At 65.8% G+C, this 17,734-nt stretch carries 14 protein-coding genes; 2 read left to right on the plus strand and 12 right to left on the minus strand.

The genetic code is table 11. The features are described 5' to 3' along the window. Positions 1-2 precede the first annotated feature (2 nt). The 9 genes from ACXZ1M_RS28030 to ACXZ1M_RS28070 are packed head-to-tail and all read right to left on the minus strand — an operon-like array spanning position 3 to position 10,755. Entirely contained in the window at positions 3-1,166 is a 1,164-nt protein-coding gene (locus ACXZ1M_RS28030; protein ID WP_459050865.1) for a TIGR03088 family PEP-CTERM/XrtA system glycosyltransferase, read from the minus strand. Beyond that, positions 1,153-2,724, minus strand: coding sequence for an exosortase A (gene xrtA, locus ACXZ1M_RS28035; protein WP_459050866.1), 1,572 nt, complete (start codon positions 2,722-2,724; stop codon positions 1,153-1,155). The genes ACXZ1M_RS28030 and xrtA overlap by 14 nt, the downstream gene beginning before the upstream one ends. Continuing rightward, the gene (locus ACXZ1M_RS28040; protein ID WP_459050867.1) at positions 2,721-3,965 is read right to left on the minus strand and encodes a TIGR03087 family PEP-CTERM/XrtA system glycosyltransferase; all 1,245 of its coding nucleotides are present in this window, start codon (positions 3,963-3,965) and stop codon (positions 2,721-2,723) included. Before ACXZ1M_RS28040 ends, xrtA begins: the two co-directional genes overlap by 4 nt. A gap of 5 nt (positions 3,966-3,970) precedes the next feature. Continuing rightward, complete coding sequence (locus ACXZ1M_RS28045; protein ID WP_459050868.1) at positions 3,971-5,005, minus strand: FemAB family XrtA/PEP-CTERM system-associated protein; 1,035 nt, start codon at positions 5,003-5,005, stop codon at positions 3,971-3,973. After that, the gene (locus ACXZ1M_RS28050) at positions 5,002-5,832 is read right to left on the minus strand and encodes an XrtA system polysaccharide deacetylase (RefSeq protein ID WP_459050869.1); all 831 of its coding nucleotides are present in this window, start codon (positions 5,830-5,832) and stop codon (positions 5,002-5,004) included. Before ACXZ1M_RS28050 ends, ACXZ1M_RS28045 begins: the two co-directional genes overlap by 4 nt. After that, a complete protein-coding gene (wecB, locus tag ACXZ1M_RS28055; protein WP_459050870.1) occupies positions 5,829-6,974 on the minus strand; it encodes a non-hydrolyzing UDP-N-acetylglucosamine 2-epimerase in 1,146 nt (381 codons plus the stop codon). The genes ACXZ1M_RS28050 and wecB overlap by 4 nt, the downstream gene beginning before the upstream one ends. Before the next feature lie 12 nt (positions 6,975-6,986). Further along, the gene (locus ACXZ1M_RS28060; protein ID WP_459050871.1) at positions 6,987-8,516 is read right to left on the minus strand and encodes a TIGR03016 family PEP-CTERM system-associated outer membrane protein; all 1,530 of its coding nucleotides are present in this window, start codon (positions 8,514-8,516) and stop codon (positions 6,987-6,989) included. Continuing rightward, entirely contained in the window at positions 8,500-9,222 is a 723-nt protein-coding gene (locus tag ACXZ1M_RS28065; protein WP_459050872.1) for an XrtA-associated tyrosine autokinase, read from the minus strand. Before ACXZ1M_RS28065 ends, ACXZ1M_RS28060 begins: the two co-directional genes overlap by 17 nt. Before the next feature lie 9 nt (positions 9,223-9,231). Continuing rightward, positions 9,232-10,755, minus strand: coding sequence for an XrtA system polysaccharide chain length determinant (locus ACXZ1M_RS28070; protein WP_459050873.1), 1,524 nt, complete (start codon positions 10,753-10,755; stop codon positions 9,232-9,234). Positions 10,756-10,882: 127 nt separating this feature from the next. On the opposite strand from ACXZ1M_RS28070, the gene ACXZ1M_RS28075 reads away from it, so the two are divergent. Both ACXZ1M_RS28075 and ACXZ1M_RS28080 read left to right on the plus strand, forming a co-directional pair. Then, positions 10,883-11,476, plus strand: a complete 594-nt coding sequence (locus tag ACXZ1M_RS28075) for an XrtA/PEP-CTERM system exopolysaccharide export protein (RefSeq protein WP_459050874.1) — start codon at positions 10,883-10,885, stop codon at positions 11,474-11,476. Positions 11,477-11,564: 88 nt separating this feature from the next. Then, on the plus strand, positions 11,565-12,308 hold the full coding sequence (locus tag ACXZ1M_RS28080) for an N-acyl amino acid synthase FeeM domain-containing protein (RefSeq protein WP_459050875.1): 744 nt from the start codon (positions 11,565-11,567) through the stop codon (positions 12,306-12,308). Here ACXZ1M_RS28080 and ACXZ1M_RS28085 read toward each other — a convergent pair. The 3 genes from ACXZ1M_RS28085 to prsT are packed head-to-tail and all read right to left on the minus strand — an operon-like array spanning position 12,277 to position 17,728. After that, positions 12,277-13,026 (minus strand): S1 family peptidase, encoded by a 750-nt coding sequence (locus ACXZ1M_RS28085; protein WP_459050876.1) that lies wholly within the window; start codon positions 13,024-13,026, stop codon positions 12,277-12,279. The two genes, ACXZ1M_RS28080 and ACXZ1M_RS28085, sit on opposite strands and share 32 nt — an antisense overlap. Further along, the gene (locus tag ACXZ1M_RS28090) at positions 13,023-15,050 is read right to left on the minus strand and encodes a hypothetical protein (protein WP_459050877.1); all 2,028 of its coding nucleotides are present in this window, start codon (positions 15,048-15,050) and stop codon (positions 13,023-13,025) included. The genes ACXZ1M_RS28085 and ACXZ1M_RS28090 overlap by 4 nt, the downstream gene beginning before the upstream one ends. A 17-nt stretch (positions 15,051-15,067) precedes the next feature. Beyond that, a complete protein-coding gene (gene prsT, locus ACXZ1M_RS28095; RefSeq protein WP_459050878.1) occupies positions 15,068-17,728 on the minus strand; it encodes an XrtA/PEP-CTERM system TPR-repeat protein PrsT in 2,661 nt (886 codons plus the stop codon). Positions 17,729-17,734: the final 6 nt, after the last annotated feature.

Genomic DNA, 17,734 nt, shown 5'->3' on the forward strand with positions numbered 1-17,734 from the left:
GGCTATCCTTTCGTCGATGGCTGATGGGTAAGGCGGTCGTACACGGCCAGGTAGGCGTCCGCCATGGCCTTCATGCTGAACTCGCTCAACACGCGGCGGCGCGCGCGCGCGCCGTGCTGGGCGGCTAGGCCGGGAATGCGGTAGTAGTCGCTGATCGCAGCGGCCAGCTCGGTGGCGTCGCGTGGCGGCACCAGGGTGCCGGTCCAGCCGCTCTGCACCAGGTCCGGATTGCCGCCGACCGCGCTGGCCACCACGGGAAGTCCGCTGGCCATGGCCTCCAGCACGGTGTTGGAGGCGCCTTCGGCCAGCGACGGCTGCACGAACACATTCATGGCGCGCATCAACTGCGGAATATCGTCGCGCGCGCCCGGCAGCCAGGCCAGGCCGTCGGCGCCCGAGGCGTGCAGCAGGTCCAGGCAGGGTTGTCGGCACGGCCCGTCGCCGATGATGACCAGGCGCAGCCGCTGGACCGGAATGCTGTCGTACGCCAGCAGGCGCAGGAAGGCTTGCACCAGCGTGAGGTGGTCCTTGACCTCGGCCATTCGCCCGATACTGCCGATCACGAAGGCCGGTTCCGACACAAAGCCTGGCGGACCGATGGCGGCGGGCGGCCCCAGGCGCGGGTGGAAGCGCAGGCAGTCCACGCCGTTGCAGATGTGGGTGACGCGCTGCGGCCGCGCGCCGATGGTGGCGACCAGCCACTGTTCAAGCTCCGTGCTGACGGCGATGAAATGACCGATCAGCGGCCGCAGCAGCTTGCGCAGCAGGCGGTAGCGGCGGTTACTGCCGTCCAGGTCGTTCATGTCGCGGCCGTGCTCGCCGTGGATGCGCAGCCGCACTCCGGCCGCCGCCGCCAGCAGCTGCGCCTCGATGCCGGCCAGGTTGCGGGTGTGGATCAGTTGCGGCCGCAAGCGCCGAAGTGTGTGGAACAGGCGCAGGTAATGCGACCAGTCCTTGCCCTGCTGCTTGTTGAGGCTGACGATTTCCACATCCGGCCGCTGAATGCGCAGGCGGAACTCACTGGCGTGTTCCAGGCAGATGATGGCGTGCCGGTAGCGCTCCGGCGGCAAGTGGTTGATTAGGTTGACCAGCCCGTTCTCCAGACCGCCGACGTCGAGGCGATGGATCAGGTGCACGATCAACGGCACGGTTTCAGCGTTCGACATGGCGCAGGCTCCGTTCGATGGCGGGCAACATGGCGGTGAGCAGATCCTGCATGGCGGCGGCGGCCGGCCCGGCCTGTTCGTCGTAAGCCGTGGCCAGGACGATTTCCGCACCGCCGTCGGCGCCGCCCAGCAGGCGCGATTTCGCCAGCCGTAGCTTGATGTGTTGCGGGCTGACGGTTTCCTCGCCATCCAGGCGATACCAGCGCCACACCAGCAGCTTGTAGGTGGCGGCCTGTTGCACCGACTGGCGCACGGTCAGCGTGCGGCCGCCGATATGGAGTGTGCGCTCCTCGCTGCGGACTTCCTCCCACTGGGGCATGCCGGACACCACGGTGCGCCGCACCGGCGCCAGCAATTCCGCACCTTCGGACTGATGCCGGTACCAGGTCAGCTGCAGTGAAACCGTGCGCCGCCCGTCGCGGTAGTTGTTGGCGATACGCTGCGGCGTGCCGCGATGAAGCACCTGCCAGTCGAGCGGCCGCATGGCGCTGGCCTGCCAGGGGACGGGCGGCGGCGCCAGCGCCAGCAAAGGTTCGGGCGTGAGGTCCGGACCCGGCGCGCGCAGCACCACCGCCACCAGCACCGGCCAGATGGCGCCGAGCGCCACCGCCGCTAGCGCGACCCGCACGAAACGGGCCGGCGGCGCCATGCGGCGGACCGACAGCTGTACCCACGGCCGTGGCGCCAGGGGCGGATCGCGCCAGTAGGCGCCGCACCAGAACAGCAGCGCCATCACCAGCCCAAAAAACACCCAGCCGTAGATCAGGTGATCGACCCCGGCGGCAAACTTCATATCGCTCCAGTGGCCGATCAGCACCACCATGCAGGCGCGCAGGCCGTTCGCCAGTATCGGCAACAGCAGCGAAATCGCAATGAAGAGCAGGCGCTTGCGCGTGCCGTGATAATTCACGCCCGCATACAACATGCCCAGCGCCAGCGACGCAATCAGATAGCGCAAGCCGCTGCAAGCGTCCGCCACCGACCAGTTGCCGGTTGGCAGGGCGATGTAGTTGTTTTCATGGAACACCGGAATGCCGCCGAGTTGCAGCAGCGTCACGGTGAAGTAGGCGGTGAAGTCGATCAGTGGCGGGATGAGCACCTCGCCGAACGGCACGGTCAGCACGGTGTAGGCCAGCGGGAAGGCGATGGCGCCGGCGCACTCCCTGCCGAGCACAGCGGTGATGGCGGCGATGCACATCAGTACCAGGCAATATTGCTGCAGGACTTGTACGTGGGCGGCGGCCGCCAACATCCAGATGGCGCCCAAGCCAGCCACGAGCAACAAGGCCGGCGGCCACGGCTGCAGAACGACCCCGTGCAAACGTTCGCGCTGGTGCCAGATCAGCCACGCCGCGACGGGCAAGATCAGGAATCCGTGATTGAAGGTGGGCGAGCGCAGCCAGATGGCGGCGATGCTGTCGGCGGTCGGCAGATAGATCAGCACCAGCGCCAGCACGGTCGCGGCCACGCAGATAGCCGCCTGGGACGGAAACCGCGATGCCCGGCCCGCCGACGGCACGGGACGCGGCGATAGCAGCGCGGCGCGGCCGGTGCTCATCGGGCCGACTCCGCCGCCGAGTCCACCGCAGGCTGAATTTGCGTTTCCACGCCGAACGCGCGCCCGAGGCGCTGCAGGTTGTGGCTCCAGCGGTAGTCGCCGAGAATGCGCTGGCGCGCGGCAAGGCCGATGCGCGCGTCGGGCGCGTGCAGGTGGCGGCATAGCGCGCTGATGAACTCGGCGCCGCCGTTGGCGCGGATCACCTCGGTGCCATGGGTGGCGTGGATGCCTTCCAGCGCCTGCGGCGAGGCAATCACCGTTTTCTGCATGGCCATCGCTTCCAGCACCTTGTTCTGCACACCCCTGGCGATGCGCAAGGGCGCGACCACCAGCGCCGCATGCTGCAGATACGGCCGCACATCGGGCACGCTGCCGCTGACGCGTACGCCATCAAAGCGCTGCAAGTCCCTGACCTGCGCCGCCGGCCGCGAGCCGACGATGTGGAACTCCAGGTCATGGTGCTGCAAGCGCATCGATGGCATGATGCGCTCGGCAAACCAGGCGACGGCGTCGATGTTGGGCTCATAATCCATCGCGCCGGTGAACGCGATGGCGCGTCGCGTGCCGTACGGCGTGGGCAGTTCGGGCTGCGGTGCAAAGTAGTCGCTGTCCACGCCGTTGTTGTAGTAGTCGATCTTGTGTTCGGATTCCGGCGCGCGGCGCTTGAATAATTCGGCTTCGGCCGGCGATACCAGCAGCACGCGGTCGAACTCGCTTGCCGCCTTGCGTTCGAATTCCAGCAACAGCCGACCTTCGCGCCGATACAGGCCGGAAAACGGCCACGCTTTGTTGTCGGCATAGTTGTGCCACTTTTCCGAATCGACATCGACCAGGTCGAGCACGCGCCACAGCGGGCCGTGGGAGGAGCTGGCCGGCAGGTACTGGGCCATCGGTCCGGAGTAGGCCAAGCAGGCGCTGATGTGTTGCTGTTCCAGCGTCTTGTTGACCCAGCGCTGCAAGGCGGCATGGCGGAAGTAGGGCAGGCTGAGCGCTTCTTCGCGCAGCAGGGCGGCGAGGCCGGACAGCCGGGCCCAGCGCGGCGGCATGCGGACAAAGCAGCTGCTGGCGCAATCGGCCGCCAGTTGCCTGGCGTGCGCATCGTCTTCGTCGCTGTCGAGGAAGGTGCCGAGATGGACGCGGAAGTGCCGGCGTAGATATTGCAGGGCATGGTAGGCGCGTATCTTATCGCCCTTGTTGGGCGGGTACGGCAGGCGATGGCACAGCAGGAGCAGGTCGCGCATGATGGTTATCCCAGTTGACGCACGATATGCGGCCCGATCAGGTTGGCCAGCGGCAGCGGCAGCATGCGCCAGGCCTTGATGAAGGGCTGGTATTTGGGATTGAGCGGCTGGACGTCCCGAAGCTGGCTGCTGCGGTGCAGCTGGTAGTCGTAGGGCAGCGCTTGCGGCTCGAAGCCCCAGTTTTTCTTGAAGGCGAAGGAACCGGTGCCGAACTTGCTGCGGCCGAAGTCGAACAGGGTAAAGCCGTCGGCGCAGGCGCGACGCATTACTTCCCAGTACATGAAATCGTTGCCCGCCAGTGTGCGCGCCAGCGCGCCGCCGCCGCCGTAGTAGGGCAGGATCTGGTCGCGGAAGCGGAAGCTGAGCACGGCGCATACGGGCTGCCCGCGCCGCTGCACGCACAGCACCTCGCAATCGTCGCCGAACACCTGCTGCAGTAGCGCGAAATAGCGGCGGCTGAAGACCGGCGTACCCAGGCGGTGCAGGCTGTCGGCGTAGCAGTCGAAGAAGCGGCGGGTGTCGGCGTCCATGGTGCTGTCCAGGCCGGCGGCGATACCCTTGCGGATCATGGCGCGCTGCTTGCGCGGGATGGCCAGCAGGTTGTGCTCGGGATCGGGATGCAGATGCTTGCGGAAGGTGGCGTAGGTCTTGTTGTGCTGCCAGCCCGGATGGCGCGAACGCAGGTGGCGGTATTCCAGATGGTCGACTTGCAGGCGGGCCGCAAGCTGTTGCGCGGCCAGGTCCACGGCCAGCGCGGCCTCTTCATCGATGGCGGCGATGCCGCCGTAGACGCAGAACGGCAGCGAACACAGCGTGCTGCCGAACAGCCGGCTCTTGATGTGGGCCAGCGGCAGAATGGCCTGGATGGCGTCGCCGTCGGCCGCGTACATATACCAGGTGGGATGGTCGAAACCTTCCTCGATCACCTGTTGCCAGCCGGCGCGGTGGAAGAAGGTGGCGTCCGGGCAGCGCGCCACGAAATCGTCCCAGCGCGTGCGGTCCTGCGATCCCATCAGTCCGACGGTGTAGTTCGGCATCATGCGCTTTCGAGAAAAATGTGGTCGATGCGTCCCCATTGGAAATCGCCCAGCAGCCGGTGGATGCGCGCTTCGGTGCGCCGCAGGTTGAGGGTGTGGCGCAAGCGGGTTTTCAAGCTGATGCCTTGCGGCACCGGCTGCTCCGGATCAAGTTCCCAGGGGTGAAAGTAAAATATGCCAGCTTGGCCGTCGTGCGAATTGATGCGACGCAAAGCCCAGCGCGAGAGCGCATACGGCAACAGGCGAAAGTAGCCGCCGCCGCCGGCGGGCAGGTTGCGGCCGAACAGGCGCACCGTGCTGACCGGCAGCTCCAGCAGTCCGTCCAGCCCGGCGGGACGCCAGGCGAAGCGCGGCGCATCCGGCATGCCGTAATGGTCGTGACGGATCGGGTAGATGCTGGAGCTGTAGCGGTAGCCGGCCGCCTGCAGGCTGTCCAGCGCCCACAGGTTGGCTTGGCCGATCGAGAAGCTCGGTGCGCGGTAGCCGTGCACGGGCTGGCCGCCCAATTGTTCCAGCAGGTTCTTGCTGAACGTGATGTCGTGCGCGAACTCGGCCGGCGTCTGCTCGCTGGCGCGCAGGTGGGCGTAGCCGTGGCTGGCCAGCTCGTGGCCTTCGGCGACGATGTTGCGCACCACCGCCGGGTAGCGCTCGGCGATCCAGCCCAGGGTGAAGAAGGTGGCGTGGACATTGTGTTGCGCCAGCATGCCCAGAATGCGGTCGACATTCGCTTCCACCCGGCAGGGCAGCTTCGGCCAGTCGGCGCGGTCGATGTGGCGAGCGTAGGCGGAGACCTGGAAATAGTCCTCTACGTCGATGCTCAAGGCGTTCATGCGCGCCGCTCCCGGCGGTGCTGCAGCCAGCTGGTGGTGACGGCGGCGACCCGTTCGGCCGCGTGGCCGTCCCAGTACTGCGGGATGCGGCCGACCTTGCCGCCGAAGCGCAGGATGTCGCGGCACAGCGCCAGGATGACGGCGGGATCGCGGCCGGCGATGGCGTTGCTGCCTTCGCTGACGGTGACCGGGCGTTCGGTGTTGTCGCGCAGGGTCAGGCAGGGCACGCGCAGGGCGGTGGTTTCCTCCTGCACGCCGCCGGAGTCGGTCAGCACCACGCAGGCGCCCTTCATCAGGCCCAGCATGTTGTGGTAGGACTGCGGCGCCATGCATGCCAGGCGCGGCGCATCCATCAAGCCGGCCAGTCCGAAATGCTTGAGCATGGCCCGGGTGCGCGGATGCAGGGGAAACAGAACCGGCACGTCCTCGCTGAGCTTGACCATGGCGGTCATCAAGGCGCGCAGGCGCTGCGGATCATCGACGTTGGACGGCCGGTGCAAGGTCAGCAGCGCGTAGGGCGACTCGGCGGGGATGAAGCCCGCCAGGTTGGCTTGCGCCAGCACCTGTTCGGTGGACGGCGCGCCGGGCAGCTGGTTCAGCAAGGTGTCGATCATCACGTTGCCGACAAAGTGCACGCGTTGCGCCGCCACGCCTTCGCGCAGCAGGTTGCTGGTGCCGCTGGACTCGCTGGTGAACAGCAGGTCCGACAGCTGGTCCGTCAGCACCCGGTTGATTTCCTCCGGCATGCTGCGGTCGTGGCTGCGCAGGCCGGCCTCGACGTGCAGCACCGGCACGCCTTGCTTGGCGGCGGTCAGCGCGCAGGCCAGCGTGGAGTTGACATCGCCCACCACCAGCACGGCGCTAGGCACGGTCTTTTCCAGCACCGGTTCGAAGCGGCGCATCACCTCGGCGGTCTGCACCGCGTGGCTGGCCGAGCCGACCTCCAGGCGGAACTCGGGCTGGGCCAGTTCCGCCGCGCCGAAACATAGTCCGTCCATGTCGGCGTCGTAGTGTTGGCCGGTGTGGACCAGGATGGTTTCCACCAGCGTGTCCGGGGCCGCGAAGGCGCGCAGCAGCGGCGCCATCTTCATCAGGTTGGGACGGGCGGCGATGACGCAGACAATACGGTAGGGCCTTAACATGGACAGCTCCAGTCAGAACGACATGTTCACGGCGACACCGACGCCGTTTTCGCGATAGTTGCCGCCGCTATTGCTGGTGTGGCGGACGTGACGCAGGTCGGCGCTGGCGCTGATGCGGTTCGACAACTGGCGCGACACGGTCAGCGTCAGCGCCGTATTGCGGTCCTCGCGGCCGGTGCTCAATGACTTGGCGCGGCTGTGGCTGACGCCGGCGGTCAGGTTGGCGCGCGCCGCCATGCGCCAGTTCCAGCCCAGCTGGACGCTGGTCTGGCGCGTGCGGTCGGTCAGGCTCAGCTGGTCCGGACCGGTGAGCACGCTGTCGATGGCGTTGCTGGTTTGCGCGGTGCGGCCGGTGCTGGCGATGTGCAGGGCCAGCGCGCTGCGCGGCGTGGTGTACACGCCGGACAGGCGCCCCTGTTTCTGCAGATAGTAGCGGTGGCTGAAAAAGTTCACATTGCCCTCCCTGCCCATCAATTGCGAGATCGCCAGGAACACCGTGATGGTGCGCAGGCGCAGCGCCGGGTCGGGGATGCGCGTGGCCCACAATTCGAAAAGGAAATCCTGCAGGCCGGTGGGCGGGATGCTGAGGAATTCGCCGTGGCTGGTAGTAATGTCTTCGCTGTAGGCCAAAGTCCAGAACATGCTGCGCATGCGGTAGCTGGCGTCCAGGCCGTAGGTCTTGCCGAAGTAGCGGTGGCCGATGTTGGCGGAGAGCCTGGTGCGCGGCGACGGCGTCCAGACCGCGCCCACGGTGCCGAACTTGCCTTGCGGCTGGGCGCTCACCGAATGGTAGTCCTGCTTTTCGTAGCCGCCGGTGACGAAGGTGGACAGGCTGCCGTCGATGGGATAGCTGAGCGTCAGGGTGGCGTTGCTCATGGTGACCGGCGGCAGCGCGGCGTCATCGGTTTCCGTGCGGCGCAGGCTCAGGTCCCAGTTCCAGCCCCTGCCGCCGTTGTCGCCGACCAGCGCCAGGCTGGTGCCGCTGCTGCGCACGTCCAGCAGGCCGCCGCTGCCGACGTGCTGGTAATCGTAGCGCAGGGTGGCGTCGGCCAGGCCCTGGAAATGATGGTGGAGGTAGGGGCTGAAGGAGGTGCTGCGCACGGTGCTGATGTTCGGGTTCGATTGCGCCGGATCGAACAGCTGTGGGCCGAAGGCCGAGACATTGCGCTGGCTGATGCCGGAGCGGGCGTCCAGGAACAGCCAGTCCGGCAGCACTTCGGCATGGCCGCTGGCATCGAGCTGCTGGGTGGTGCGGTCCGGCTGACGCGTGTAGGCGATTTTCTGCAACGAGTAGGACAGCGCCAGTTGCAGCCTGGGGCTGTTGGAATCGACCTGCACGCCGGGCGCCACCTCGTTGGTGAACTGGCCGCGCGCACGGTCCGGCGGCGCCAGGTTCATATTGTCGCTGTAGCTGGTGCGCAGGCGCAGCGTGGGCGTGACGGTGAGATCGGCCGTGACGGCCGCCGAGGGCAGCGTCAGCAATACCAGCATGCTCAGGCCCCGGGGCGTGCCGCGCGGGCGCAGGCTAATCATAATAACCATAGTAGTCGCTACCGGGAAACGCCGTGCTCTTGTTGTAGAGCAGATGGATGTGCGGACAACGGTCGATGCGGCGCAGCGCCTCCTTGACGGCGTGCTGGCTGGTGCGCTCGGACTCGACCACCATCACCACCTGGCCCATCTGCGCGGCCAGCACGCTGGCTTCGGTGGTCATCAGCAGCGGCGGCGAATCGAAAATGACGATGCGGTCGGCATAGCGCTCGGCGATCTCGGTCAACAGGCGGCTCATCGCGCTGCTGGCCAGCAGTTCGGTGGCGTGCTTGTTGGCGCGGCCGGCCGGCAGCAGGCTGAGGGTCGGCACGTTGGTGCGCAGGATCACCTCGGCGAGATCGGTCTGGTCGCGCAGCAGGATGTCCATCAGGCCCGGCTCCGGCTCCAGGCCCAGCACCTTCAGCACCGACGGCCGCGCCACATCGGCGTCCACCAGCATCACCGTGATATCCATTTCCATGGCGATGCTCATGGCGAGGTTGACCGCGCAGTAGGTCTTGCCTTCGCCCTGCATGGCGCTGGTGACCACGATCAGGTTGCCCAGCCGCACCGGCGCGGCATCGTGGTCGCCACGCGCGTTGCGCAGCAGAGGCCGCTTGATGATGCGGAAATCCTCGGCCACCGCCGTGCGGCCGCCTTCCTGGGTCACCATGCCGAGCTGGTGCAGGCGGGCGAGGTTGATCTCGACTTTACGCATGGCGGTCCTTTAGTAGCGCAACAAGGTGGTGGCCAGCACCGCGCCATAGGCCGCAAACAGGCTGGCCGCGGCGGCGCCGAAATAATATTTGCCGCGCCGGCGTTTGCGTTGCTCGGCGTCGGTCCAGTTCATGACGACGGTGCCCAGCAACTTGAGGCCGGTGCGGTCACGCAGTTCCGCCGGGCTGAGGAAGGTGGGACGGACCTGGGTGATCAGCAGGGCCGTCGCCACGCCCATCAGCACAGCGGCCCCCAACGCGATGCTGTAGAGCAGCGGACGGTTGGGGCCGATCGGAGTGAGCGGCACCATCGGTGGATCGATGATCCTGAAGGTCATCATTTCCGTGGTGGAGCTCAGGTCGCCCGACAGCTTGGCGGCCTCGCGCCGGCCGATCAGCTTCTCGTAGTTTTCCTTGTTGATCTGGTAGTCGCGGTTGAGCTGGGCCAGTTCGGTTTCCGCTTCCGGCACGGCGTTGGCCTGGGCCAGCAGGCGCTGGTGGCGCGCCGTGTATTCCTCCACCCGGGCGCCGATGGCGGCGACGCGCGCCTCGGCCTCGGTCTGCGCCACCTTCAGTTGCTGCAGCATGGGGCTGTAGTTCTTGCCGGGATCGCTGTTCTGCTTGAGCTTGCTTTCCTCGAGCTTGCGCGCCTCCAGTTGCGCCACCAGGCGCTTGGCGGCGATGATGTCGGGATGCAGCTCGGTGTACTGCATGCGCAGCGCGTCCAGGTTCTTGTTCAGCGCGGCGATGCGGCCGTCCAGTTCGGGATTGTCGATGGCGGCCGGGGCCAGCTCGGCGCCCAGGATGGGCTCGTCTCCGGTGATCTGGTTGGCGATCGCCTTGCGCGCCTGCTCGGCCTCGGCCAGCTCCAGCCGCGCGGCGTTGAGGGCGTCCGACGACTGCATCAGCTGGCTGCTGTAATCGACGCCCTGGCGCGGCAGCAGACCGTTGTTTTTCAGGCGGAATTCCTTGACGCTATTCTCGGCGGTGGTCAGCTTGTCTTCGTACATCCGGATCTGGTCGTCGATGAACTGCACGGCCTTGCGCGACTCGCCGCTTTTGCCTTTGAAACTGCCCTCCAGGAAGATGGTCAGCAGCGACTGCACCACGTCGCGCACCATTTTCCGGTCGCGGTTGTTGTAGGTGATGGTGTAGATGTCGTCGCCGCCGCCGCTGACCCGGATCTTGCTCATCAGCTCTTCCAGCTGCTTCTGCTGCTCGATCGGCGTGCGGGCGTTGATGTCCAGGTCCACCATGCGCAACACGCGCTCGACGTTGGGACGGCTCAGCAATGTACGGCTCATGATGGAGACCTGCTGTTCGATATTGGGCACGCTGGTCATGCCCGCCAGCAGGGGTTTGAGGATGGTTTGCGTATCGACGAACACCCGGGCCTTGCCCTGGTAGTCATCCGGCAGCAGCGCCACCCGGGTCCAGCCGGCGGCGGCCACCAGCCAGGCGACGGCGAGCGCGTACCAACGGTATTTCCAGATCCCCTTGAGGCTTGAGATCAGCTGGCCAATTAACTCCTCCATAATCCAGTTCTCCAGAATGCGCGCCACAGGGAAGTCCGATTATATTTTTCCCAACTGGGCAGTCATTGAGGCAGATCAAGTAGTGGCGGGCGGGATTTCTGAATCATGGCGTCAGGGAGGATTCATCATGCGTGCTTTGATTTTTCTGCTGATAGTGTTGTTATCCGGCTGCGCCCACCAGGTCTCGCTCGACGCGCCCGAGGCCGTGCCCTTGCAAGGCGATTACCAGATCGGCGCCGGCGATGTGGTCAATATCAACGTCTGGCGCAATCCGGAAGTGTCGCTCAGCGTGCCGGTGCGGCCCGACGGCAAGATCACCACGCCGCTGGTGGAGGACTTGCAGGCGGCCGGCAAAACCTCCACCGAACTGGCGCGCGATATCGAAAAGGCGCTCGCCAAATACATCCAGCAGCCGATGGTGACGGTGATCGTGACCAGCTTCATCGGCCCGTACACCCAGCAGATCCGCGTCATCGGCGAGGCGGCGCGGCCGCAGGCGCTGGCCTACCGGCAAGGCATGTCGCTGATGGACGTGCTGATCGCGGTGGGCGGCATCACCGATTTCGCCGCCGGCAACAAGGCCAAGATCCTGCGCATGGTGGACGGCAAGCGCGAAGCGGTGCCGGTGCGGCTGCGCGATTTGCTGCGTGGTGGCGATATTTCAGCCAACGTCGCGGTACTTCCGGGCGACATTCTGGTGATACCGGAAGGCTGGTTCTAGCCTGGGTGAAAATTTTTTCAAATTCGTCGGAACTTTCTGGCTGAGCTGCTTGTCTCAAGAATACGTACCACTAGACAGGAAGCCAAACGTGCACCATGACGAGCCTATTGTTTCTTTTGAGGTCAGCAATGAATTGCGTGACCTCGTGGTCGGCGAAGGCAAGACCGAAGCCGCATTGGAACACCCCTTGGATCAACAAATCTTTCATATCCGCATGGCCAATTCCCAAGGACGCCGGGAAGCGGCCAGCCTGCTGCTGAAAAAGATGTACGGCTGGCGCGGTTATGCAGTCGATCCGGCGGTGGCCCACTCACCGAATAAAATCACGCTATTTGCAGAAACCGGCGGCGCGACCGTCGGCACCATGTCCTTGTGCCTGGACAATGCTGAAATCGGCCTGCCGGCCGATGAAAACTTCCGCGACAAGCTCGACGAGCTGCGGATGAAGCAGCGGCGTCTGTGTGAGCCTTCCCGGCTGGCCATCGACAAGGGCGTTTCCAAGCGCGTCTTTGCAGCGCTCATACACATATCCTACATTTATGCCCACAACATCCATGGCTATACCGACTACGTGATCGAGGTGAATCCGCGTCATGTGATGTTCTACAAACGCATGCTCGGTTTCCGCGATTTCGGCGGCGAGCGCGATTGCACGCGCGTGGGCGCACCGGCGGTGCTGCTGCGGCTGGAGCTCGACTACATGGGCGAGCAGATCCGCAAGTTCGGCGGACTGATGGAGCAGCACGGCAACGAGCGGTCGTTCTACCCGTACTTCTTCCCGACTTGGGACGAGCCCGGTATCACGGGCCGCCTGCTGACGGGGAAGCTTTGAGATAATTGACCGGCACGGCATAGGTGATGCCGCTGGGCGCGCTGATCGCCGATTCCTTCACGCCCTTGACGAATACCATGTTGACCACGCCGACCACTTCGCCGGTGGCCGGGTCGTACAAGGGGCTGCCGCTGCTGCCCGGATAGGCCGTGCCGTCCAGCTGGAACACCGCGTACACCGGCTTTTGCAACTGGCGCGCGGTTTTCGCATCGAGCTGGCGGGCGGTGATGGTGGGCGTGGCCAGCGGCGTGATGGCGGAGACGATGCAGCGGTGCGTCACGTGATGCAATCCCAACACCATGCCCAGCGGGAAGCCGGTGAAGGCCAGGTTCTTGCCCTCGCGGACCTTGCTGGAGTCGCCCAGTTTCAGCGCCGGCAGCGCCACGCCCTTGATGCGCAGGCGGGCCAGGTCGTGCTCCTTGTCCAGGCTGATGAGCGTGGCGGCGCGGAAATGGGCGGTCTCGCCGGTGCGGACCAGCACGCCCAAGGTGTCGCCCTGGCCGCTATTGATGAGATCGTTGACGACGTGGGCCGCCGTGACGATGGTCAGCCCGTCGCCGACCGCAAAGCCGGTGCCGACGAAGCCGATGGCGGGGCCACGGGTTTGCTGCAGGCTGCCGATGCCGACCACGGAAGGCTTGATGTCGTCGATGATCTGCACCAGGTCTTCGGCATGGGCCGAGGGCAGCAGGAGTAGCAGGCAGAACAGGAGTTTCATGATGTCGCTTCCTTCGCTTGCAGTGCCGCCGCGCACAGCAGCAGGGTGAACAGGATGGTGATGCGCGGCACGTCGAGCAGACTGTCGAACATGCCGACCACCAGGAACGCCGCCAGGGCGGCCAGCCAGGCCGCGTCGCCGCGCCGCAGCAGCACGCCGGTGGCGCTGAACAGCAGCAAGGCGCAGGCCGCAACGCCCAGCCAGCCCATTTCAAAGTAAATATTCAGGGGCAGGTTCTTGATGTGCCAGGGCAGGTGACTGCGGTCGCTGCTGAAGAACCAGTAGTTGTTGGCGTCCGAAAAACTGCCGTTGCGCAGCAGTTCGTGCGCATCGGGCAGCGTGCGCAGGCTGATGTTGTCGATATCGAGTACGGCTTGGCGGCCTTCGGCGGCGAATTCCAGTTTCACCGGCAGGCCGTCGCCGCCCAGCGGGCCGCTGTCGATGGCGTGGATGTAGCGCTGCCAGCTGGGCGCGTGGGCGATCTGGCGCAGCGGCGTGGCGACGCAGTTTTGCGGATACAGCAGCCGGCGCTGGCACAGATTGATGTGCAGGAAGGCTGGCGGGCCGTTGTTCCAGACGTCGATGCCGAGCAGGTAACGCTGGTGGGGGTGGACCACCACACCTTGCTGGAAGCGCAGCAGTTCGCCATACCCGGCGGTGTAGTAGCCGGCGATCAGGCGCAGGTGCCGGTTGCTGTCCTGATCGACAAATTGATAGCTGGGCGCCTGCTCGTGCTGCGGGTTGCGCCAATAATAGGTGAATGGAAACTTGCCCAGTCCCATGCCGAACAGGCGCGTGGCGGTGTCCGTGTCCATGATGGCCAACGCGTTCTGCCAATGCTGCATGCGCTTGGCCCAGTCCTGGCCGAGACTGGCGAAGCGGACGTTGACGTAGTAGCCGTGGTAGATCGGGACGACCGCGCCCAGCAGCAGGGCGGCGGCCAGGATCGGCACCAGGCCGCGCCGCAGCAGCGCGATCAGGAGCATGGCGATCACCAGCATGGCCGGCAGGTAGGCGCGGTAGCCGCCGAGGCGGAATGCGGTGTTCAACGCGATCAGCGCAATCAGCGCGGCCGACGCGCAGGCCAGCAAAAACGGCCAGCGCACGGTCCCGCCTGTTCGTAACGGCGCGCGCACGGCGAAGGAGGCCGGCGCCGGTCCCAGCTTCGCAGCCAGTACCGCGACCAGTATCACCGCCACCGCGACGCCAAGCCCAAGATACAGCCCACGCGAGAAGGTGGCGATGGCGGCGTACCATGCCAGCGGCAGCAGCATCAAGGCGGCGAGGTTGCGCAGCGGCGCATTGCGCGCGAGCAGCCAGGCGGCCAGCAAGGGGGTGCTCAGGGCCAGATAGCCGTCCAGCGCCGCGCCGCCGGTGTGCATGGCGGAGAAGGGCGCGGTGATGCGGTAGTCACTGGAAAAATTCAACAGTCCCGGGAACTGCAGCCGTTCGCGGATCGCCGCCGCCGACACCAGCAGCAAGCCCAGCATCATGCCGGGCAGCAGGTAGCGCCGCACGCCCTCCAGCTGTGGGCCGGCGGCGTGGCGCAGCGGCGGCAGCAGCACCAGCGTCCACAGCCAGCCTTTGGCGATGCGCAGGCTGTTGGCCGGACTCAGGTAGTTATTGAAGGTGTTGGCATCGATCGCGGCCCAAGGCTGCAGGCCGCGCCACAGGCCGATCGCCAGCGCCATCGAGAGCAGCAGCAGGCCGGCCAGGAACAGGTGTGGCCAGGCCGGCAAGGCGTCGATGCCGCGCGGCCAGCGCCAGTAGGCAATGCCTGCCGTCAGCAGCAGCAGCAGGTCTATCTCTTCCAGAAAAAACCATCCGGTGCGCGGCGCCAGATCGAGCATGGGCAGCAGGGCCGGCAAGGCCAGCAGCCACAGCGCCGGGCGCCACCATAGCAGGGCCGCGTAGGCGGCCAGCAGCGGCGCCAACCATGTTCCCGACATCGGATAGATGCGCAGCGCCCAGGCCAAGCCGCAGAAGAATACCGCTGCGGCCAGGCGCGCCCGGAATAGTCGCATGGCCGATAGCATGGCCGCTACTGAGCCAGCAAGCTTTGCACGGCATCACGGCGGTCGAAGTCCTTGAGCGCCAGCAACGGTTCCAGTTGCGCCCGAGCGCCGCGTTTGTCGCCCGATTTCGCCAGCGCCACGCCGTAGTGATAGCGTATCTCGGTGCTGGCCGGCGCTTGCGCCGCCGCCTGTTTGAGCAGGGGCAGGGCGCGCTCCACATGGCCTTGCTCCAGCAGCAGCCAGGCCAGCGTGTCGATGATCGCGGGATTGCCGGGCGCTATCTTGTACGCCTGCTCGGCGTAGGGCAGGGCGCGTGCATCGCGTTTCTGCTGGTAGAGCCAGGCCAGGTTGTTCAGGGCGATGAACTGCCCGGGCACCTGGCGCAACACTTCCTCGAACTGCGCGGTGCTGGCCGCGAACTCCTTCAGCGCCAGCAGGCTGCCTGCAAAGTACAGGCGCGAGGCATGGTCGTTCGGATGTGCCGACAGCCATTTCTGCATCTGCGTGCGCGCTTCGGCAGGCTTGTTGGCCTGGATCAAGGCGTTGTAGAAGGCCTGGATGGTTTGCGGCGCCGGCTGCAGCTCCAGTGCCTTCTGATACAGGCTGACGGCCTTGTTCACCGCCTGCGTGGCGCCGCTGCTGTCATTCACGGCCGCGTGCGCCGCCGCCAGTCGCAGTTGGACGTCGGGCGAGTTCGGCTGCAGGTTGGCCAGCTTGTTCCAGCTGTCGAGCGCGGCGTCGAGTTGTCCGCTGCGCGACTGCAGGCCGGCCACCAGCGTCACCAGTTGGGTATTTTCCGGATTCGACGCCAGCAGTTTCTCACCGAGGATCAGCGCTTTCTGCGTCTCGTTCTGCTGGGCGTAGAAGTTGGTCAGCCGCAGCGATGGTTGCAGCGCGTCCGGCTGCGCCTGCACGGCCCGCTCCAACCATTTGCGGGCGACGGCGGACTGGCCCTGCGTCGTGGCCAGGTTGGCCAACGCCGTCATGATGTCGGTATTGTTCTTGTCCTTGGCCAGCGCGGCTTCCAGGCGCAAGCGGGCGGCGTCGGGTTTTTTATCGTTGATGTCCATGGTCGTCAGATTGTCGAGGGCTGGTAGAAAAATGGGATCGAGCTTGACTGCGCGTTCGAAGGCGGCCCTGGCGCCGGCGAGGTCGCGCTTTACCAGCAGCACGCCGCCCTTGAGGTTTTGCACCATGGGGTTGTCTGGATACTGGTCCTCCATGCGCTTGACCGCCGCCAGCGCCTTGTCATGCTGCTTGTTGCGCAGGTGGCTCAACACGAGCAGGGTGCCGACGCGCGAGGACTTGGCGTCCAGGCTGGCCGCCTGCTCCAGTTCGGAGACCGCGCGTTCGTTGTCGCCGGCGCCGATGTGGCTCATGGCGAGCGCGGCACGCAGCATCGGCGCCTGCGGCGACAGCTTGCTGGCGCGGTCGAAGTACTCGGCGGACTTGCCGAACTGCCGCAGGCGCATATACAACTCGCCCGCCAGCGACAATATCTCCACATCTTGTTGCTGGCTGGAGAGCAGCGGCTCGATGAGTGCCAGCGCCTTGTCCGGCTCGCCGATGTGCAGCAAGGTGGAGGCGAGCAGCTTGCTGGCGTAGGGATGGCCGGGATTGGCTTCCAGGAACTTGCGTAGATGCTGTTCGGCCTGCTTGTAAGCGCCTTTGTTGCGCAATATCGCCCCCATCAGCAGATTGCTCGGCAAGTGCTCGGGCGCGGCGCGCAGCACTAGCGCAAGATGATCCTGCGCGGCAGTCATCTTGTTCTCCTTGAACTCCAGCAGCGCCTGGGTATAGAGCAGCATCAGGCTGTTGGCGGAGGCCTGCCTTGCAATGCTGAGCTCCTTGCGCGCCGCGTCCAGCTGGCCGGACTGGATGTGCAGATTGGCCAGGTCCACATGGGCTTGCACTTGCGCCGGACGCAGTTCGAGGATCTTCTGGTAAGCCGCCTGCGCTTCGGCATTCTTGCCAAGCAGGCGCAGCAGGTCGCCACGCAGGCGCAGCGCGTCGACGTTGTCGGGCTGCTGCGACAGCGCTTTGTCCACCAGCGCCAGCGCCTGGTCCCTGTCGCCATCGTGCAGCGCCAGACGGGCCTGCCCGAGCAGCGCCGGCGGACTGTCGGGATGCCGCAGTGTGATTTGCGTGAACACGGCGCGGCCTTCTTCGATGCGGTTCAGGCCCAGCAGCGCGTGGCCGCGCAACAGCATCAGTCCCGGCTGGCGCTCATCGGCCGGCACGTCGTCGAGCAGCTGTTGATACTGTCCTTGCAGCAGCAGCGCCTTGCCCAGCGAGGGCAGGACGTCGCCGGCGGGAACTTTCAGCTGCAGTGCGCGGCGCAGTTCCTTGTCGGCCGATTGCACGTCGCCGGTATCGAGGTAGAGCTGCCCCAGCATCAGCCGCGCCTGGCCGTTGGACGGCGATTGTTGCAGCACGTTCTTCAGCTGAATGACGGCGGCCTTGGCCTCGCCGCGCGCGGTGTGCTTTCTGGCTTCCTCCATCAAATCGCCGTCGCTGTGAACCCGGCCGCAGCCGGCTAGTAGCAATAGCAACAATATACGCAACAGCGTCATGGCGATCTCCCCAAAAACACTAGAGTAGGAACGTTCGGCGTGGCACTCGTTGATCGACCGCAAACAGCGCAGCAAAAGCCGCTCGTAGAATCGGCTGACGCGGGCCGTCAACATTCTCTT

It is taken from the genome of Duganella paludis (assembly GCF_054461335.1).